General features: G+C 68.9%; 9 protein-coding genes. 6 read left to right on the top strand and 3 right to left on the bottom strand.

Annotated elements, in window-relative coordinates:
* Positions 1-15: 15 nt before the first annotated feature.
* Positions 16-1,482: a flavin-containing monooxygenase gene (locus RJ03_RS22935; protein WP_036505663.1), complete on the bottom strand. Its 1,467-nt coding sequence runs from the start codon at positions 1,480-1,482 to the stop codon at positions 16-18.
* Positions 1,483-1,940: 458 nt separating this feature from the next.
* Here RJ03_RS22935 and RJ03_RS22930 point away from each other — a divergent pair, with 458 nt between their 5' ends.
* The 3 genes from RJ03_RS22930 (at position 1,941) to RJ03_RS22920 (ending at position 6,178) form a co-directional block, all read left to right on the top strand.
* A complete protein-coding gene (locus RJ03_RS22930; RefSeq protein WP_036505672.1) occupies positions 1,941-3,575 on the top strand; it encodes a long-chain fatty acid--CoA ligase in 1,635 nt (544 codons plus the stop codon).
* A 227-nt stretch (positions 3,576-3,802) separates the two neighbouring features.
* On the top strand, positions 3,803-4,288 hold the full coding sequence (locus RJ03_RS22925) for a PaaI family thioesterase (protein WP_036505662.1): 486 nt from the start codon (positions 3,803-3,805) through the stop codon (positions 4,286-4,288).
* Between the two features lie 255 nt (positions 4,289-4,543).
* Entirely contained in the window at positions 4,544-6,178 is a 1,635-nt protein-coding gene (locus tag RJ03_RS22920; RefSeq protein WP_036505661.1) for an acyl-CoA synthetase, read from the top strand.
* A gap of 45 nt (positions 6,179-6,223) precedes the next feature.
* Here the strand turns inward: RJ03_RS22920 and RJ03_RS22915 are convergent, their stop codons facing one another.
* Positions 6,224-6,616, bottom strand: a complete 393-nt coding sequence (locus RJ03_RS22915) for an SCO5389 family protein (RefSeq protein ID WP_030513337.1) — start codon at positions 6,614-6,616, stop codon at positions 6,224-6,226.
* 57 nt (positions 6,617-6,673) lie between these two features.
* Positions 6,674-7,717 carry a nitronate monooxygenase gene (locus RJ03_RS22910; protein ID WP_174372341.1) on the bottom strand — a complete coding sequence of 348 codons (1,044 nt, stop codon included), beginning with the start codon at positions 7,715-7,717 and terminating at the stop codon, positions 6,674-6,676.
* Positions 7,718-7,918: 201 nt separating this feature from the next.
* Between RJ03_RS22910 and RJ03_RS22905 the strand changes: the two genes are divergently transcribed.
* From RJ03_RS22905 to RJ03_RS22895, 3 genes are all read left to right on the top strand, one after another.
* Positions 7,919-8,791 carry a M23 family metallopeptidase gene (locus RJ03_RS22905; protein ID WP_036505660.1) on the top strand — a complete coding sequence of 291 codons (873 nt, stop codon included), beginning with the start codon at positions 7,919-7,921 and terminating at the stop codon, positions 8,789-8,791.
* A 53-nt stretch (positions 8,792-8,844) separates the two neighbouring features.
* Positions 8,845-9,822 carry a helix-turn-helix transcriptional regulator gene (locus RJ03_RS22900; RefSeq protein ID WP_036505659.1) on the top strand — a complete coding sequence of 326 codons (978 nt, stop codon included), beginning with the start codon at positions 8,845-8,847 and terminating at the stop codon, positions 9,820-9,822.
* A gap of 220 nt (positions 9,823-10,042) precedes the next feature.
* Positions 10,043-16,375 (top strand): non-ribosomal peptide synthetase (locus tag RJ03_RS22895; protein WP_036505670.1); only part of this gene is annotated, 6,333 nt, incomplete at its 3' end.

Here is a 16,375-nt window from a genome sequence, read left to right as displayed (position 1 = left end):
CGCCGCGGTGCTGAATCAGGATCCGGCCACGCCCTCGGCATAGTCGGCCGGGTCGAAACGCCGTGTCTTCCATCGGAACAGCAGGGTGGCGCCGGGCCAGTTGTTGGTGATGCGGCCGGAGGCGTTGCGGTACCAGCTGGAGCAGAAGTTCCACGGCGTATCGGCCAGGCGCTTGCGCAACCAGTCGTCCCAGGCCTGTTCGGCGGCGGGCTGCGCGGCGAGGAAATGTCCGGGTTTCGCGGACAGATACTCCACCACCTGCCGGATGTAGCGGGCCTGTGATTCGAGCATGTAGATGATGGAGCCGGAGCCCACATTGGTATTGGGCCCGTACATCATGAACAGGTTCGGGAAGCCCGGCACCGACATGCCCAGGAACGCCCGCGCGCCCTCCGGCGCCCATTCGTCGGACAGTTTGCGGCCGCCGAGACCGTAGATGTGCATCGGCGCGAGGAATTCGGTGCCCTTGAATCCGGTGCCGTAGATGATCACGTCCACCGGATGCTCGACCCCGTCGGCGGTGCGGATCCCGTTCGCCGTCACCGCCTCGATGGCGGTGGTCTCCACGCTGACATTGGGCTGGGCGAGCGCCGGGAAGTACTCGTTGGAGAACAGTCCGCGTTTACATCCGGCGGCGTAATCCGGAGTGAGCTTGGCGCGCAATTGCTCGTCGGGCACGGCATTGGCGCGATGGCGGTCGGCGATCGCGATCACCGGATGTTTGATCCACGGCACGTCGGTCAGGGCCAGCGCCATGACCTCGAAGAAGGTCCAGATGGCGAAGCGTTCGGCCCACCGGCTCGGCGGAAAGTATCTGAACAGCGCGTGATGCAGGCCGGTGTATTCGGTATCGAATTTCGGCAGCACCCAGGCCGCGGAGCGCTGGAAGAGGGTGAGATGTCCGACGGTCGGCTGAATGGCCGGAATGTATTGGATCGCACTGGCTCCGGTGCCGATGCACGCCACCCGTTTACCGGTGAGATCGACGTCGTGGTCCCATTCGGCGGAGTGGAAGGCGGGACCGGTGAAGGTGTCGATGCCGGGAATGTTCGGCATCGCCGGCCGCGAGAGCTGGCCCACCGCCGGAATCAGGACATCGGCGGTGAGGATCTCGCCGTCGGCGGTGCGCACCTGCCAGACGCCGCGCGCGGCATCGAATTCCGCATCGGTGACCTCGATGCCGAAGCGGATCTTGCGGGGCAGATCGTGCTTCTCGGCGACCGCCCGCATATACGCGTGGATGTCGCGCTGCTGGGAAAAGCGGCGCGGCCAGTCGGATTTGGGTTCGAACGACCACGAGTACAGCGGGGAGGGCACATCGCAGGCCGCGCCCGGATAGGTGTTCTCCCGCCAGACGCCGCCCAGATCGCCGGCCTTCTCGACGATGGTGAAATTGTCGATACCGGCGCGCTGCAATTCCAGCGCCATGCCGAGGCCGGCGAATCCGGCGCCGATGATCAGGATGGATGGCGTGGCAGTCATAGTCGAAGAGTAGAGCCCGCGGCGGTCGTTTCCGAGAGATCAGCGGCCAACGAATCCATATTTCCGGCCACGCCCGGGGCTGCCGCCCGCTGGACCGGACAGGCGACTCCGCTGGACAGTTCCGGGCCGTCGAATTTACTATCTATACCAGTTTCTCTTCAAAAAGCCTGTCCCGGTGGGCATTTGGCGCTTCGACGGCGCTGCAGGGGGTGTCGTCGCGTGTCCGCGGCCCTTCGGGACGGATCTGCCGCACCCGGGTGCACCCGGACGGCAGGGACGGCTGCACGTGGCGATCAGGGGTTCGCCACGTGCAGCCGATTCATCCCATGGCTGTGCTGTTCACGCCGCGTGTCGCGGAAAAATGGACCATCCGGTCGGGCCCGTAACCGCTACGTCCGGTTTCGGCTATCCTCGCGGCAGGTGTGACGTCGTTCACCGGTGAAGGAGTGCGGTTACTGATGTTGAGCACGATGCAGGACGATCAACTGTCGCTGGCCACCCTGCTGCGATATGCGTCCACGTTCCACGGCGATGCCACGGTGTCGACGTGGACGGGCGACGGGGTGCGCACCATGACCTATCGGGAATTGGGTGCGGAATCGGCGCGGTTGGCCAACGCGTTGCGGGGGCTGGGGATCGATGTGGGCGATAGGGTCGCCACGTTCATGTGGAACAACAACGAACATATGGTCGCCTACGCCGCCGTGCCCGCGATGGGCGCCGTGCTGCACGCGCTGAACCTGCGGCTGTTCCCCGAACAGGTCACCTACGTGGCCAATCACGCCGAGGATCGGGTCGTGATCGTCGACGGCTCGCTGCTGCCGATGTTCGCCAATTATCTGCCGACGCTGAAGACCGTCCGCCACGTCATCGTGGCCAACGGCAACGCCGCGGATCTGCCCGCCCCCGAGGGCGTGCAGGTGCACTCCTACACGGAACTGCTTGCGGGACAACCGGATACCTACGATTTCCCGGTCATCGACGAACGCTCCGCGGCCGGGATGTGCTACACCTCCGGCACCACCGGCGACCCCAAGGGCGTGGTGTATTCGCACCGGTCCAATGTGCTGCACGCCATGCAGGTGCTGACCAACGCGAGTATGGGATTCACCTCCTCCGACACCGTCCTGGCCATCGTGCCGCTGTTCCACGCCAACGCCTGGGGCCTGCCGTACGCCGCGATGCTGTCGGGGGCGAGCGTGCTGATGCCCGACCGCTTCCTGCAACCGGCGCCGCTGCTGGAGATGATGGCCGCGGTGCAGCCGACCTTCGCCGCGGCGGTGCCGACCATCTGGGGTGGCGTGCTGGCGCAGTTGGAGGCGAAGCCGCAGGACATCACGCATCTGCGCGAGGTGGTCGTCGGTGGGTCCGCGCTGCCGCCGTCGATGATGCGGGCCTTCCAGGAGAAGCACGGAGTGCGGCTGCTGCACGCCTGGGGGATGACCGAGACCTCCCCGCTGGGCAGCGTCGCGCATCCGCCCAAGGGCGTGACGGGCGAGGACGAATGGGAGTACCGCTACACGCAGGGACGGTTCCCGGCCCTGGTCCAGGCGCGTCTGGTCGGCGACGACGGCTCGGTGCTGCCCAACGACGGCGAGGCCGTGGGCGAACTCGAGGTGCGCGGCCCGTGGATCGCGGGGGCCTATTACTCACCCGAGGGCGCGTCCGTCGACCCGGACAAGTTCGACGACGGCTGGCTGCGCACCGGTGACGTCGGCAAGATCACGCCCAACGGCTACCTCACGCTGGTCGACCGGTCCAAGGATGTCATCAAGTCCGGCGGCGAATGGATCTCCTCGGTCGATCTGGAGAACGCGATCATGGGGCATCCGGCCGTCGCGGAGGCCTCGGTGATCGGGGTGCCGGACGAGAAGTGGGACGAGCGGCCGCTGGTCGCCATCGTCCTCAAAGAGGGCTCGACCGCCGAACCGGCCGAATTGCGCGACTTCCTGGCGGACAAGTTCGCCAAGTGGCAGTTGCCCGAGCACTGGACCTTCATCGACGAGGTGCCCAAGACCAGCGTCGGCAAATTCGACAAGAAGCGGTTGCGGGCTCGGTATGCCGACGGCGAACTGAGCGTCACGACGCTGTGAGGTCGAGCGTCACGACGCCGTGAGATCGAGCGTCACGACGCTGTGAAGTAGAGCGTCACGAAATACCGCAGCCGCGGCCGGAACATCCGGTCGCGGCTGCGGTGTGAACGGGTCGCGGACACCGGAGTCGGCCGGGTGGGGGATCTGTTGGCGCTATGTCAACAAGGTGTCGTAGGCTGAGCACCGACGTCCGGTGGGCGTCCGATCACGTGCAGAAAGGGTTGGCGATGACCGAGACGAGCAGCGCCGGGACGAACAACGACACCCCCGCCTTCGCGGATGTGGTGAACGGCGCGCTGGAGTTCACCATCCCGATCGCGCACAAGATGGGTGTGCAGGCACTCGAGGTGCGGCCCGGATTCGCCGCCACCACCGTCCCGATCGAGGGCAACGGCAACCACTTCGGCGTCATGTACGCCGGCGTGCTGTTCACCGTCGCGGAAATTCTCGGCGGCGCCATTCCGATCGCCACCTTCGACAGCGCCAAGTACTACCCGCTGGTGAAGGATCTGCAGATCTTCTTCCGCAAGCCGGCGAAAACCGATGTGCGGGCCCAGGCTTCGCTCTCGGAGTCCGAGATCGCCCGGGTGATCACCGACGCCGAGGCCAACGGCAAGGCCGACTTCACCCTCGAGGCCACCGTGACCGACGCCGACGGCGTGGTCGTCGCCGAGACTCGCGGGCTGTACCAGTTGCGCGCGCACGGAAAGTAGCGACGCGGGCCGCACGCCGGCGGTCGGCAGATACCGCATGCTGCCGGTCGACCGACAGTGTGCCGCGGGGTTACGGTGAGGGCGCGTACCGTCGAAAGGACGGTGTTGTAGCGCCCGACAGGGGAGCCCGCGTGGCCACGCAGCCGTTGCCTCCTCGCGGACCCCGCTCCACCGGGCGGGGACAGAGAGGTCCGGCGTAATGGGCGTGCACCGCCATCCGATGCGAGACAGTCGGCGCGGCAGGGGGATTCGAGCATGACGGTGAATCTGTTACGCACTGTGATCGCGCGGGCGTGGGCCGAGCTGGAATATCTGCGGCTCGCGGTGGGCAGTGGCGTGGTCGGAATCGACTCGCCGTTGACCTTGCTGTCCGCGGGCGACGCGCTGCTCCGGCACGGTGCGCTGCCCGCGCTGCTGCGGCTGGCCGCCGCCCGCTACGGCGATCGGGCAGCGGTGATCGACGAACTCGGCACGCTGAGCTATCGAGAACTCGAGGACCGCTCCAACCGGCTGGCCAACGAATGGCGCAAACGCGGACTGCGTACCGGCGAGGGTGTGGCGATTCTGGCCCGCAACCACCGCGGCCTGCTCGACGCGGTCTTCGCCGCGGCCAAGTGCGGGGCCCGGATCATTTTGTTGAACACCGATTTCGCCGGGCCGCAACTGCGGGATGTGGCGGCCCGCGAGGGCGCCGACCTGCTGGTGTACGACGAGGAGTACGAATCCATCCTCGGCGACCTGAGCCCTCGGCGCGGGGCCTATCGGGCGTGGTCGGAGACCGGGCACACCTCCAGCCTGGAGTCGCTGATCACCGCGGGTTCGCCCGCCACGCCGCCGATCTCGCGTTCCGGCGCCAAGATCATCCTGTTGACCAGCGGCACCACCGGCACGCCCAAGGGCGCGCCGCGATCGGAGCCGCGTTCGCTGGAGCCGCTGGGCGCGATTCTCAGCAAGGTGCCGTTCCGGACCCGCGAGGTGACCGAATGTCCGGCACCGCTGTTCCACACCCTCGGCTTCGCAATGTCGTTGCTGGCCATAGGCTTCGGCTCGACACTGGTGATCCGGCGGCGATTCGATCCGCAGCGGGTGCTCGACAGTATGGCCGAGCACGGTGCGACCACGCTGATCGTGGTGCCGGTGATGCTCGCGCGCATGGTCGAATCGGGTCCGCAGGCGGTGCGCGAGCGGGATCTGTCGGCGCTGCGCATTGTCTTCGTCGCCGGATCGCAGCTGGGCGCCGAGTTGTGCCGGCGCGTGACCGCCGCGTTCGGGCCGGTCGTCTACAACCTGTACGGATCCACCGAGGTCGCCTACGCCACCATCGCCACGCCGGAGGACTTGGCGGAGGAGCCGGGATGTGTGGGGTCACCGGTGGCGGGCGCGGTGGTCGAGATCCTCGACGAGCAGGGCGAGCCCGTACCGCCCGGGACGACCGGGCGGATCTTCGTCCGCAACGCGATTCCCTTCGACGGCTATACCGGTGGCGGCGGTAAGGAGCGGATCCGCGGCCTGATGTCCACCGGCGACGTCGGCCATTTCGATGCGGCCGGAAGGCTTTTCATCGACGGGCGCGACGACGACATGATCGTCTCCGGCGGGGAGAACGTGTTCCCGGCCGAGGTCGAGGAACTGCTCGACGCGCATCCGGACGTGCGCGAGGCCGCGGTCATCGGCGTCCCCGACGACGAATACGGCGCCCGGCTGGTCGCTTTCGTCGTCCGCACCACCGAAACCCTCGGCGCGGAGGAGATCAAGGCGCATGTGAAGGCCAACCTCGCGCGCTACAAGGTGCCTCGCGAGGTGGTGTTCATCGATGAACTGCCGCGCAACCCCACCGGCAAGGTCCTCAAACGGCGGCTGCGGGAATGGGGTGAGGGCGCCGGAGCGTAACGCCGGTTCCGGCGCCGGACACCTACGGCGCCGGAACCGTACGGTTCAGCAGTTACGCAGTTCCGGGCTCTGATTGAGCAGTTGAGCGCGGGTGGAGATGAAGGTGGAGTAGGTGTCGCCACCGACGGCCGACAGCGGGAAGGCCGCCACCCGATGGCAGTTCTGGAAGGCGAGCTTGATGCCGAAATGCCGCTCCAGGCTGCCGCGAATCGAATCCGACGCCATCGCGCGCAGCAGTTGGCCGCGGGCCGTCTCGTCCGGCGGGGGAACCTGATTGTCCGCGAATTCCGCTGTGCCGGAACGCAAGTCGGCGGCCACCCGGCTGACGACCTCGTAGGCGTAGGGCAGTGAGGTACGAACGCATTCGACGAATTCCTCGTCGCTGACCGGACCGCTTTCGGCGCGTTCGAGCAGTGCGGCTGGGACATCCAATGACATGACGCTCTCCTCGTGGGATGGCGGGTGATGTCCCACGAGTCTAAACGACAAACGTTGTCAACAAGACCTGAATGGCCGCGAAAGTGCCGATTGCAGAGCGGCTTTCGTTTCCTCCGTGAGCGTGCGCACCAGGTCGGCGGCCGGAACGGCGTCGGCGAGGGTGTGCGCCTGCCCGGCCCACAGGTTCACCGCGTCGGGGTTGTCGGCGGCGCGGGCCTGCGCGCGCAACGGTCCGGTGGCGTAATGGATTTCGGGGTAGGCCGCGGGCGCGTCGGGGTTGTCGAGCATGAATTGATTGCGCAGGCCGCGGGCCCGGCGGCCGCTGAAGGCGCGGGTCAGCATGGTGGGCGTCTCGATCGCGAGCGCATCGCGATGCAGTGCCGAGGTGCCCGCCTCCGGGCAGCGGAGGAAGGCGGTGCCAAGCTGTGCGGCCGCGGCGCCGGCGGCGAGGACCGCGGCGATACCCGCGCCGGTGGCGATGCCGCCCGCCGCGACCACGGGCGTGTCGACCGCGGCGCGCACCAGCTGCACCAGCGCGAGGGTGGTGAGGGGATCGGCGCCGTCCTCCTCGGGCCGGTCGGCGAAACCGCCGCGATGTCCGCCGCCCTCCGCGCCCTGGACGACGAGGACATCCGCGCCCGTCTCGGCGGCGACCCGCGCCTCGGGCACCGAGGTCACCGTGACCCACACCTCGGTTCCGGCGCGATGCAGGCGCTCGATCTCGGCTTCCGACGGGCAGCCGAAGGTGCACGAGACCACCGCGACCGGCTCGGCGGTGAGCAGATCGAGCTTCTCGTCCCAGGCGTCGGCGTCGAACCGCGCCTCGCCGATCGGGAAGCGGCGGCCCAGCCGGTCGAGGTAGGCCGCGAAGTGTTCCGGCGGTGTGGGCGTGCCCGGAACGAACAGATTCACCCCGAAGGGGGTTTCGGTCAGCTCGCGCAGCGCCGCGATGCGCGCGGCGGTATCGGTGGCGCTCAGATAGCCGGCGGCGAGGAATCCCAGGCCGCCCGCGTCGCCGACAGCGGCGGCGAGTTCCGGGGTGGACGGGCCGCCGGCCATCGGCGCCAGCACGATCGGGGTGCGCACGTTGTCGAGGATCACCCCCTCAGTCTGAACCCGGCCCCGGACCTCGGTAACGGTGCCCGCGGCACCAAGATCAGCCTTCCACCTGCGAATTCCGTCGCGGAGGTTGCGAAAAGGTCACGACGGAGTACAGTTTCCGTCACAACAGATGCCGAATCGTTACCGAATGTCAGGTTTCGACCGGCGTCGCCACCGAGTTGATCGACGCTAGGACGAGCCTTGCCGCAGCACCGTGAGACATCCAGTTCCGTATCCGTTCAGGACCTGCTCGGTGACATCTCCGCCGCTAGCGGCGCGGCCGAGCGTCGCACTCGCCATCGCGCCCAGCCGCGCACCGGCGACCGGATGAAGCTCGCCGCCAGCGCCGCGGTCGCGACCGGCGCGCTGATCAGCACCGCCACCCAGTTCGCGCACGCCGCGCCCCTGCTGCCCGGCGGCCACAACGACACTCCCGAACCGGTCGCGCTGAAGTCGGCCTCCGAACCCGCGCACGAGGCCGAGCAGGCCGCACCCGTCGCCGCCCCGATCGCCGCCGAGACTCCGGCCGCGCCGCAGGCCCAGCCGGTGGCCGCGCCCGCGCCCGCCCCGTTCGGCCTGCAGAATCTGCCGCCCGAGGTCGCCGGCCCGCTCTCGCACGCCGAAGAGGTGCTGAAGGGGATTCAGCAGCAGCTCGCGCCGGCCCAGGCCGTGCGGCCGGTGGCCGGGGTCGTGAGTTCCGGCTTCGGATCCCGGTGGGGCGCCATGCATTACGGTGTCGACTTCGCCGATTCGATCGGCACTCCTATTCATTCGGTGGAGAACGGCACGGTGATCGACGCCGGTCCCGCCTCGGGCTTCGGGCTGTGGGTCCGGGTGAAGCAGGACGACGGCACCACCGCGGTGTACGGCCACGTCAACGACATCCTCACCCACGTGGGTCAGCGGGTGAACGCCGGTGACGTGATCGCCACCGTCGGCAACCGCGGCAACTCCACCGGCCCGCACCTGCACCTGGAGATCTGGGATCCCAGCGACGTCAAGATCGATCCGGCTCCCTATCTGGCGAGCAAGGGCGTCGTCCTGTCCCAGCAGTCGTGGGGGGCGGGCGAATAGCGCCCGCGCTGTCGTCGGCCGCCCGGCTCGGCCGGCCGCGGGGGGTTGATGCATTGACTGGTTTGTACGAGTTGTTCGATTCCGGATCCTTGCACGGCCGCGCCTATACGGCTCTGGTGCAGCATCCGCGCTCCAGCCTGTCGGAACTGGCGCAGTACCTGGAGTGTTCCCGCGAGTCCGTCGCGGCCGCCCTGGACGAACTCTGCGAGATGCAGGCCGTGGTCCGCATCGAGTTCGGCGACACCGTCCGCTGGGACGCCCATGCCCCCGAGGCCCTGTCGGAGGCCGAATCCCGTCGCCGCCAAGCCGACACCGCGCGCATGCACGAGGCTGCGGCCCGGCTGGGCGAGACCTTCCGCTCGGTGCGGCGCACCACGCGCGGCGACGGCACGGTCGTCCCGATGTACGAGGCCCGCGAGGTGGTCGCCGAATTCGAGGATCTGCAGCGGGCCGCGCGCAGCCGGATCCGGATGATCGACCGGGGCCCGTATCTGTGCGAGGGAGAGCGCGCCGCGCGGCTGTTCGACCTGCGCTCGGCGCGGATGTCGGCGGGCGTGCGCTATCAGACGCTGTATCAGGACACCATCTATCAGGATCCCGATCGGCTGCGCTTCGCGCTGCAGGCCAATACCGCCGGAGCGCAGGCACGCACCCTGCCCGATCCGCCGTTCAAGGTGATCATCGCCGACGACGACCGCGCGGCGCTGATGCTGCATCACGACGAACGCCGCGGCGATCCGATGGGCCTGCGCATCGCGGCCTGCCCGACGCTGGACGCGATCGTGCACACCTTCGAGGTGTTGTGGTCGCTGGCCGCGCCGATCTCGGTGAACCCCGACCAGCCGCTGGACGAACGCGACCGGGCCATCCTGACCCTGATGGGCCTGGGCGCGACGGACGACACCATCGCCCGGCGGCTGGGCATGTCCCGGCGCACGGTGGTGCGGCGGACCGCCAGCCTGCTGGAACGCCTGGGTGCCAGTACCCGGTTCCAGGCCGGCGTGCAGGCGATCCGCCGCGGCTGGCTGTGACATGCGGCCGCTGGTGCGGCTGTGACTAGAGTCACGGAGGTCGACGCGGGGTGCAACACCGAGGCACCCTGGCAGCGATGAGAACTAGGAGAACCGGCGGGTTGCGGCCGTAGATCGGCCGTAACCCGGGGGCTCAGCCATCCTTATATGATTGCTCGGACCGCGCGAGGGGGTGTTGGACCGTGCGGACCTGCTGGACGCGAGAGGTGAAGACACTCGAATGGATACTGCCCGCCGTTCCGCTCGTGGAGGTCGTCGCCGCCGGTCGGGCAGCCCGCTTTTCGGTCAGCTGCTGACCGCTGCGGTGGAATCCGCCGCGGACGCGGTAGCGATCCGGTTCGATCCGACCGGTGAGCCGGCCGACGCGCGGCAGCTGACCTATCGAGAGTTGGACGAGGCGTCCTCGCGTCTGGCCCGGGAACTCATCGCGCGCGGTATCGGCGCGGGCGACGTGGTGGCCATCGGCATCGCGCGCTCGATCGAATCGGTGCTGGCGGTGTGGGCGATCGCCAAGGCGGGTGCCGCCTATGTGCCGGTCGACCCGGCCTATCCGCCCGATCGCATCGCGCATATCGTCGACGATTCCGGCGCCGTCCTCGGCCTGACCACGGGCGCGTATCGCGGTGCGCTGGGCAGCGGCGTGTACTGGCTCGAACTCGACGATCCGGTTGTCTCCGAGCGGATCGCCTCGCATCCGGCGCACCCGATCTCCTACACCGACCGCGTGCGCCCGCTCACCGAAGCGCATCCGGCCTACGTGATCTACACGTCCGGTTCCACCGGCCGCCCCAAGGGCGTCGTGGTGACGCACGCCGGCCTCGGCGGACTGGTCGCGGCCGAGCGTGAGCACTACGGTGTGACCGAGGGTGCCCGGGTACTCCACGTCTGCTCGCCCAACTTCGACGTCTCGGTGCTGGAACTGCTGCTGGCCTTCTCGTCGGGGGCGACCCTGGTCGTCTCGCCGCCGGATGTGTTCGGTGGTTTCGAGCTGGCGGATCTGCTGCGGCGCGAACGCGTTTCGCACATGCTGATCACGCCGGGCGCCTTGGAGTCGGTGGACCCGGCCGATCTGCCCGACCTCGAGGTCGTGGTGGTCGCGGGTGACAAGTTCGGTCCCGAGCTGGTCGGGCGCTGGGCGCGCGACGGCCGCCGCTTCTACAACGGCTACGGCCCGACCGAGGCGACGATCCTCGCCACCTCCACCGCGGAAATGGCTGCCGAACAGCCGATCACGATCGGTACGGCGATCTCCGGCATCGGGGCCTACGTTCTCGATTCGCGGCTTCGCCCCGTGCCCGCGGGCGTGGTCGGGGAGCTCTATCTGGCCGGCCCGGCGCTGGCGCAGGGCTATCTGAATCGGCCGGGCCTGACCGCCGAGCGATTCGTCGCCAGTCCGTTCGGCGCGGAGGCCGGCCGGCCCGGTGGACGGCTGTATCGCACCGGCGACCTGGTGCGCCGCAACGAATCCGACGGCACCATCGAATATCTGGGCCGCTCCGACTTCCAGGTCAAGATTCGCGGCTTCCGCATCGAGCTGGGCGAGATCGACAACGCCCTGACCGCCCATCCGGATATCGATTTCGCCGCCACCATCGGCCGCACGCTGCCCTCGGGCGCGACGGCGCTGGTGTCGTATGTGCTGCCGCGTTCCGAGGCCGCGCTCGATATCGCGAGCCTGGACGATTTCCTGGCGGAATCGTTGCCCGCGTACATGATTCCCGCGGTGATCATGACGCTGGACGAGATTCCGCTGACCCCGGTGGGCAAACTCGACCGCGCCCGGCTGCCGGAACCGACCTTCGCGGCCCGCGAATTCCGCGCTCCCGCCACCCCGGTGGAGGAGATCGTCGCCGAGGTGTTCGCGGCCCTGCTGGTCCCCGGCGAGGGGGACAATCCCGGCCGGGTCGGCGCCGACGACGACTTCTTCGAACTCGGCGGCAATTCGCTGCTGGCCGCCCAGGCGGCGGCCCGGATCGGCTCGGCGCTGGGCGCCCGCGTGCCGGTGCAGCTGCTGTTCGAGGCCTCGACCGTGGCCGCGCTCGCCGAACAGGTGGAACGCCACGCCGGAACCGGAACCGGGGAGCGGCTGCGGCCGATGACCCGTCCCGAACGTATCCCGCTGTCCTACGCGCAGCAGCGCATGTGGTTCCTCAACCGCTTCGACCCCGCCGGGGCCGTCAACAACATTCCGGTCGCGGTGCGGCTGAGCGGACGTCTCGACGTGGACGCGCTGCGGTCCGCGGTGCGGGATCTGGTGGAACGCCACGAGGTGCTGCGCACCGTCTATCCCGAACTCGACGGCGAGGGCTACCAGCAGGTGCTGCCGCTCTCGGATTCCCGTGCGGTACCGCAGATCCCGCTGGTCGAGGCGGCCGAGGACGAAGTGGCCGCCCTGGTCGCCGAGACCGTCTCCGGCGGTTTCGATGTGACGACCGCGCCGCCGGTGCGCCTGCGCGTGCTCCGGCTCGGCGAGACCGAGCACGTGCTGGTGTGCGTGATCCACCACATCGCCGGCGACGGCTTCTCGATGGGCCCGCTGACCCGCGATCTGATGACCGCCTACCTCGACCGGGCGCGCGGCGGTCACCCCGAATGGTCGCCGCTCGCGGTCCAGTACGCCGATTACGCGCTGTGGCAACGGGAAACGCTGGGCAGTGAGGACGATCCCGACTCGGTGCTCGCCGCGCAGATCGAGTTCTGGCGTCGCGAACTCGCCGCGCTGCCCGAGCAATTGGAGCTCCCGGCCGACCGCCCGCGCCCGGCGGTCGCGTCCTATCGCGGCGGCACCCACGACTTCGAGATCGACCCGGCGGTGCACGCGGCACTGAATCGCCTCGCCCACGAGCATCAGGCCACGCTGTTCATGGTCGTGCACGCCGCCCTGGCGGTCCTGCTGGCCCGCTTGTCCGGTACGCGCGACATCGCGATCGGCACTCCGATCGCGGGCCGCGGCGACGAGGCGCTCGACGAGTTGATCGGCATGTTCGTCAACACCTTGGTGCTGCGGACCGAGATCGATCCGGCGCGCAGTTTCGAACAGGTGCTCGCCGACGTGCGTGGCACCGACGTCGCCGCGTTCGGCCACGCCGATGTGCCGTTCGAGCGGTTGGTGGAGATTCTCGACCCGGCACGTTCGACCGGCCGGCATCCGCTGTTCCAGGTCATGCTGACGTTCCAGAACCTGGCCCGCACCGAACTGGAACTGCCCGGCCTCGCGGTGTCGGGAGTCGATCTGGCGATCGATTCGGCCAAATTCGACCTGCAGCTCGCCATGGCCGAGCGTGTCGACGAACACGGTGTGCCACAAGGCATCTCGGCGTCGTTCAGCTACGCGACGGATCTGTTCGACGAAGCGACGGTGCAGGACTTCGCCGATCGTTTCCTGCGCATCGTGAGCGCTGTCGCGGCCGATGCGGCCGCGGTCGTCGGCGACGTCGATGTTCTCGCCCCCGGGGAGCGGGAACTGGTTCTGCACGAATGGAATTCACCCGGAGCGCTGGTCCCGCCGGTGACGCTGGTGGATCTGATCGAGGCGCAGGCGCAGCGGCGCGCGGGCGCGGTGGCCATCCGGTTCGGCGACACCACCGTCACCTTCGGTGAGCTGCTGCGGCGTGCCAATCGTGTGGCGCGCGCGCTCATCGCGCAGGGCGTGGGCCCGGAATCCCTGGTAGCGGTGGCGGTTCCGCGCACCGAGGAGTTGCCCGTCGCGCTGCTGGGTGTCCTGCTGTCGGGCGCGGCCTACCTGCCGATCGATACCGGCTACCCCGCGCAGCGGCTGGAATTCATGCTGTCGGATGCCGAGCCGGCGTGTGTGCTCACCACGGCCGCCGTGCGGCCGGAACTGCCCGCCGCGGAACTGGCGACGGTTCTGCTGGAAGAGACCGGGAACTTCGCCGACGCCCCGATCACCGACGGCGAACGCGTGCGCGCGCTGCGCCCGGCCGATCTGGCCTACGTCATCTACACCTCGGGTTCCACCGGTGTGCCCAAGGGCGTGGGCGTCACTCATCGCAACGTGCTGGAGTTGTTCGCGAACACCCAGCTGCTGTTCGACTTCGACGAGACCGATGTGTGGACGCTGTTCCACTCCTTCGCCTTCGACTTCTCGGTGTGGGAGTTGTGGTGTTCGCTGGCCACCGGTGGTGCGGTGGTCGTGGTCGATCACCTGACCTCGCGTTCGCCGGAAGCGTTCCGCGAGTTGCTGATTCGCGAACAGGTCACGGTGCTGAATCAGACCCCGTCGGCCTTCTACCAGCTGGCCGAGGCCGATCGCGCCGCGCAGCATCACACCGGCGGGGATACCGCGGTGGCGAGTGCGGGCAAGTTCGCCCTGCGCTACATCGTCTTCGGTGGCGAGGCATTGGATCTGCGCCAGCTCGGCCGCTGGTACGAGCGGCACGGTTCGTCCGCGCCGCGACTGGTGAACATGTACGGCATCACCGAAACCACGGTGCACGTGTCGTTCCTGGCGCTCGACGAGGGTCTGGCCGATCATCCGGCCAGCGTGATCGGCCAGGCGCTGCCGGGTCTGGAAGCCTACGTCCTCGACGAACGCCTGCATCCGGCTCCCGTCGGTGTCGCCGGTGAGATGTACATCGCGGGACGCCAGCTTTCGCGTGGATACCTGGGCCGCCCGGGTCTGACCGCGACTCGGTTCGTGGCGAATCCGTTCGGGGCGCCCGGTACGCGCATGTACCGTTCGGGCGATATCGGCCGCTGGGCCGGTTTCGACGGTGAGGCCGCCCTGGAATATGCCGGCCGCAGCGATCAACAGGTACAGCTGCGCGGTTTCCGTATCGAGCTGGGTGAGGTCGAGGCCGCGCTGTTGCGCTGCCCCGGCATCAGTCAGGCCGTGGCGGTGGTCCACTCCGATCGCGACCTCGGTGACCGGCTGGTGGGTTACGTCGTCCCGGAGGCCGGGCAGGTCGCCGACCCCGGTGCGGTGCGCTCGGCGGTGGGCGAATTCCTCACCGGCTACATGGTTCCCGACGTGGTCATGGTGCTGGAGTCGCTGCCCCTGACTCCGAACGGCAAACTGGACCGGCGTGCGCTGCCCGAGCCGAAGGTGCTGGGGGAGCGCGAGTTCCGCGCACCCGTCACACCGGTCGAGGAAGCGATCGCCCGAGTGTTCGCCGATGTACTCGGCGCCGAGCGGGTCGGCCGCGACGACGACTTCTTCGCCCTGGGCGGCAACTCACTGGTCGCCACCCGGGTCGTCGCGCGGGTGAACGCCGCGCTCGGCGCGGCGGTCGCGGTTCGCGACCTGTTCGAGGCGCCGTCGGTGGAGCAGTTGGCGATTCGCGCCGAAGCAGCCGTCGCGCCCGCACAACGTCCCGCGCTGGTGGCGGGACCGCGCCCGGAGCTGGTGCCGCTGTCGCTGGCACAGCAGCGGATGTGGTTCCTCAACCAGTTCGACACCGCCTCCCCGGCCAACAACATTCCCTTCGCCGTCCGGTTGACGGGTGCGCTGGACCTGACGGCGCTGCGATCGGCCGTGGGTGACGTGGTCGCCCGGCACGAGGTGCTGCGGACCGTCTACCCCGCCGTGGACGGCGTGGGACATCAGAACGTACTGCCCTCGTCCACGGTGCCGGATCTGCCGGTCGTCGAGGTCGGCGAAAGCGCTGTCGTGGACTGGATCTCCCGCTTCGCGCTGCGCGGATTCGACGTCGCGGCCGAGGTGCCGTTGCGGATGGCGGTGCTGACGTCCGCCCCCGACGTGCACGTGGTGGTCGTGGTGACGCACCACATCGCGGCGGACGGCGCGTCGGTGGCGCCGCTGGTCCGGGACCTCATGACCGCCTACCTGGCGCGCACCTCGGGTGCGGCACCCGCGTGGGCGCCGCTGCCGGTGCAATACGCGGACTACGCGCTGTGGCAGCGGGAGCTGCTCGGCGACGAGAACGATCCCGAGTCGCCGGCCGCGCAGCAGCTGGCGTTCTGGCGCGCGGCGCTGGCCGACGCGCCGGAACGGATCGACCTGCCCGCGGACCGGCCGCGTCCGCAGACGCCCTCGGGCGTCGGCGGGGTGTATTCGTTCGCGATCCCGGCGCAGACGCATCGCGCCGTGTCGGAGATCGCTCGCGCGCGCAACGCGTCGGAGTTCATGGTGGTGCACGCGGCCTTCGCGGCATTGCTGTCGCGGCTGTCGGGCAGCACGGATGTCACCCTGGGCGCTCCGGTAGCCGGGCGTGGCGAACGTGAGCTCGACGATCTCGTCGGCATGTTCGTCAACACCCTGGTGCTGCGCACCGAGGTCGAACCCGGCACGAGTTTCGTCGATCTGCTGGACCGGGTCCGCGAATCGGATCTGGCCGCGTTCTCGCACGCCGAACTGCCCTTCGAGCGGTTGGTCGAGGTCCTGGATCCGGTCCGGGCACCGTCACACCATCCGCTGTTCCAGGTGGCGCTGTTCTTCCAGAACGTCGATACCGCCCGGCTGGAACTGCCGGGACTGGCCGTCGAGGAGGTCGACTTCGACGGAGCCGTCGCGAAATTCGATCTGCAACTGACGATTTCGCCCGTCGACGGTGATCGCGAACAGCCGGCCGTC

It is taken from the genome of Nocardia aobensis NBRC 100429 (assembly GCF_000308375.1).
GTDB classification, from domain to species: domain Bacteria; phylum Actinomycetota; class Actinomycetes; order Mycobacteriales; family Mycobacteriaceae; genus Nocardia; species Nocardia aobensis.
The sequence above is the reverse complement of the archived record's forward strand: the minus strand, read 5'-3'. Positions and strand labels throughout refer to the sequence as shown.

Coding starts and splice junctions, on each gene's coding strand:
- RJ03_RS22915 (WP_030513337.1), bottom strand. CDS start 6,616: ATGTCATTGGATGTCCCAGCCGCACTGCTCGAACGCGCCGAAAGCGGT.
- RJ03_RS22920 (WP_036505661.1), top strand. CDS start 4,544: ATGACGGTGAATCTGTTACGCACTGTGATCGCGCGGGCGTGGGCCGAG.
- RJ03_RS22930 (WP_036505672.1), top strand. CDS start 1,941: ATGTTGAGCACGATGCAGGACGATCAACTGTCGCTGGCCACCCTGCTG.
- RJ03_RS22935 (WP_036505663.1), bottom strand. CDS start 1,482: ATGACTGCCACGCCATCCATCCTGATCATCGGCGCCGGATTCGCCGGC.
- RJ03_RS22925 (WP_036505662.1), top strand. CDS start 3,803: ATGACCGAGACGAGCAGCGCCGGGACGAACAACGACACCCCCGCCTTC.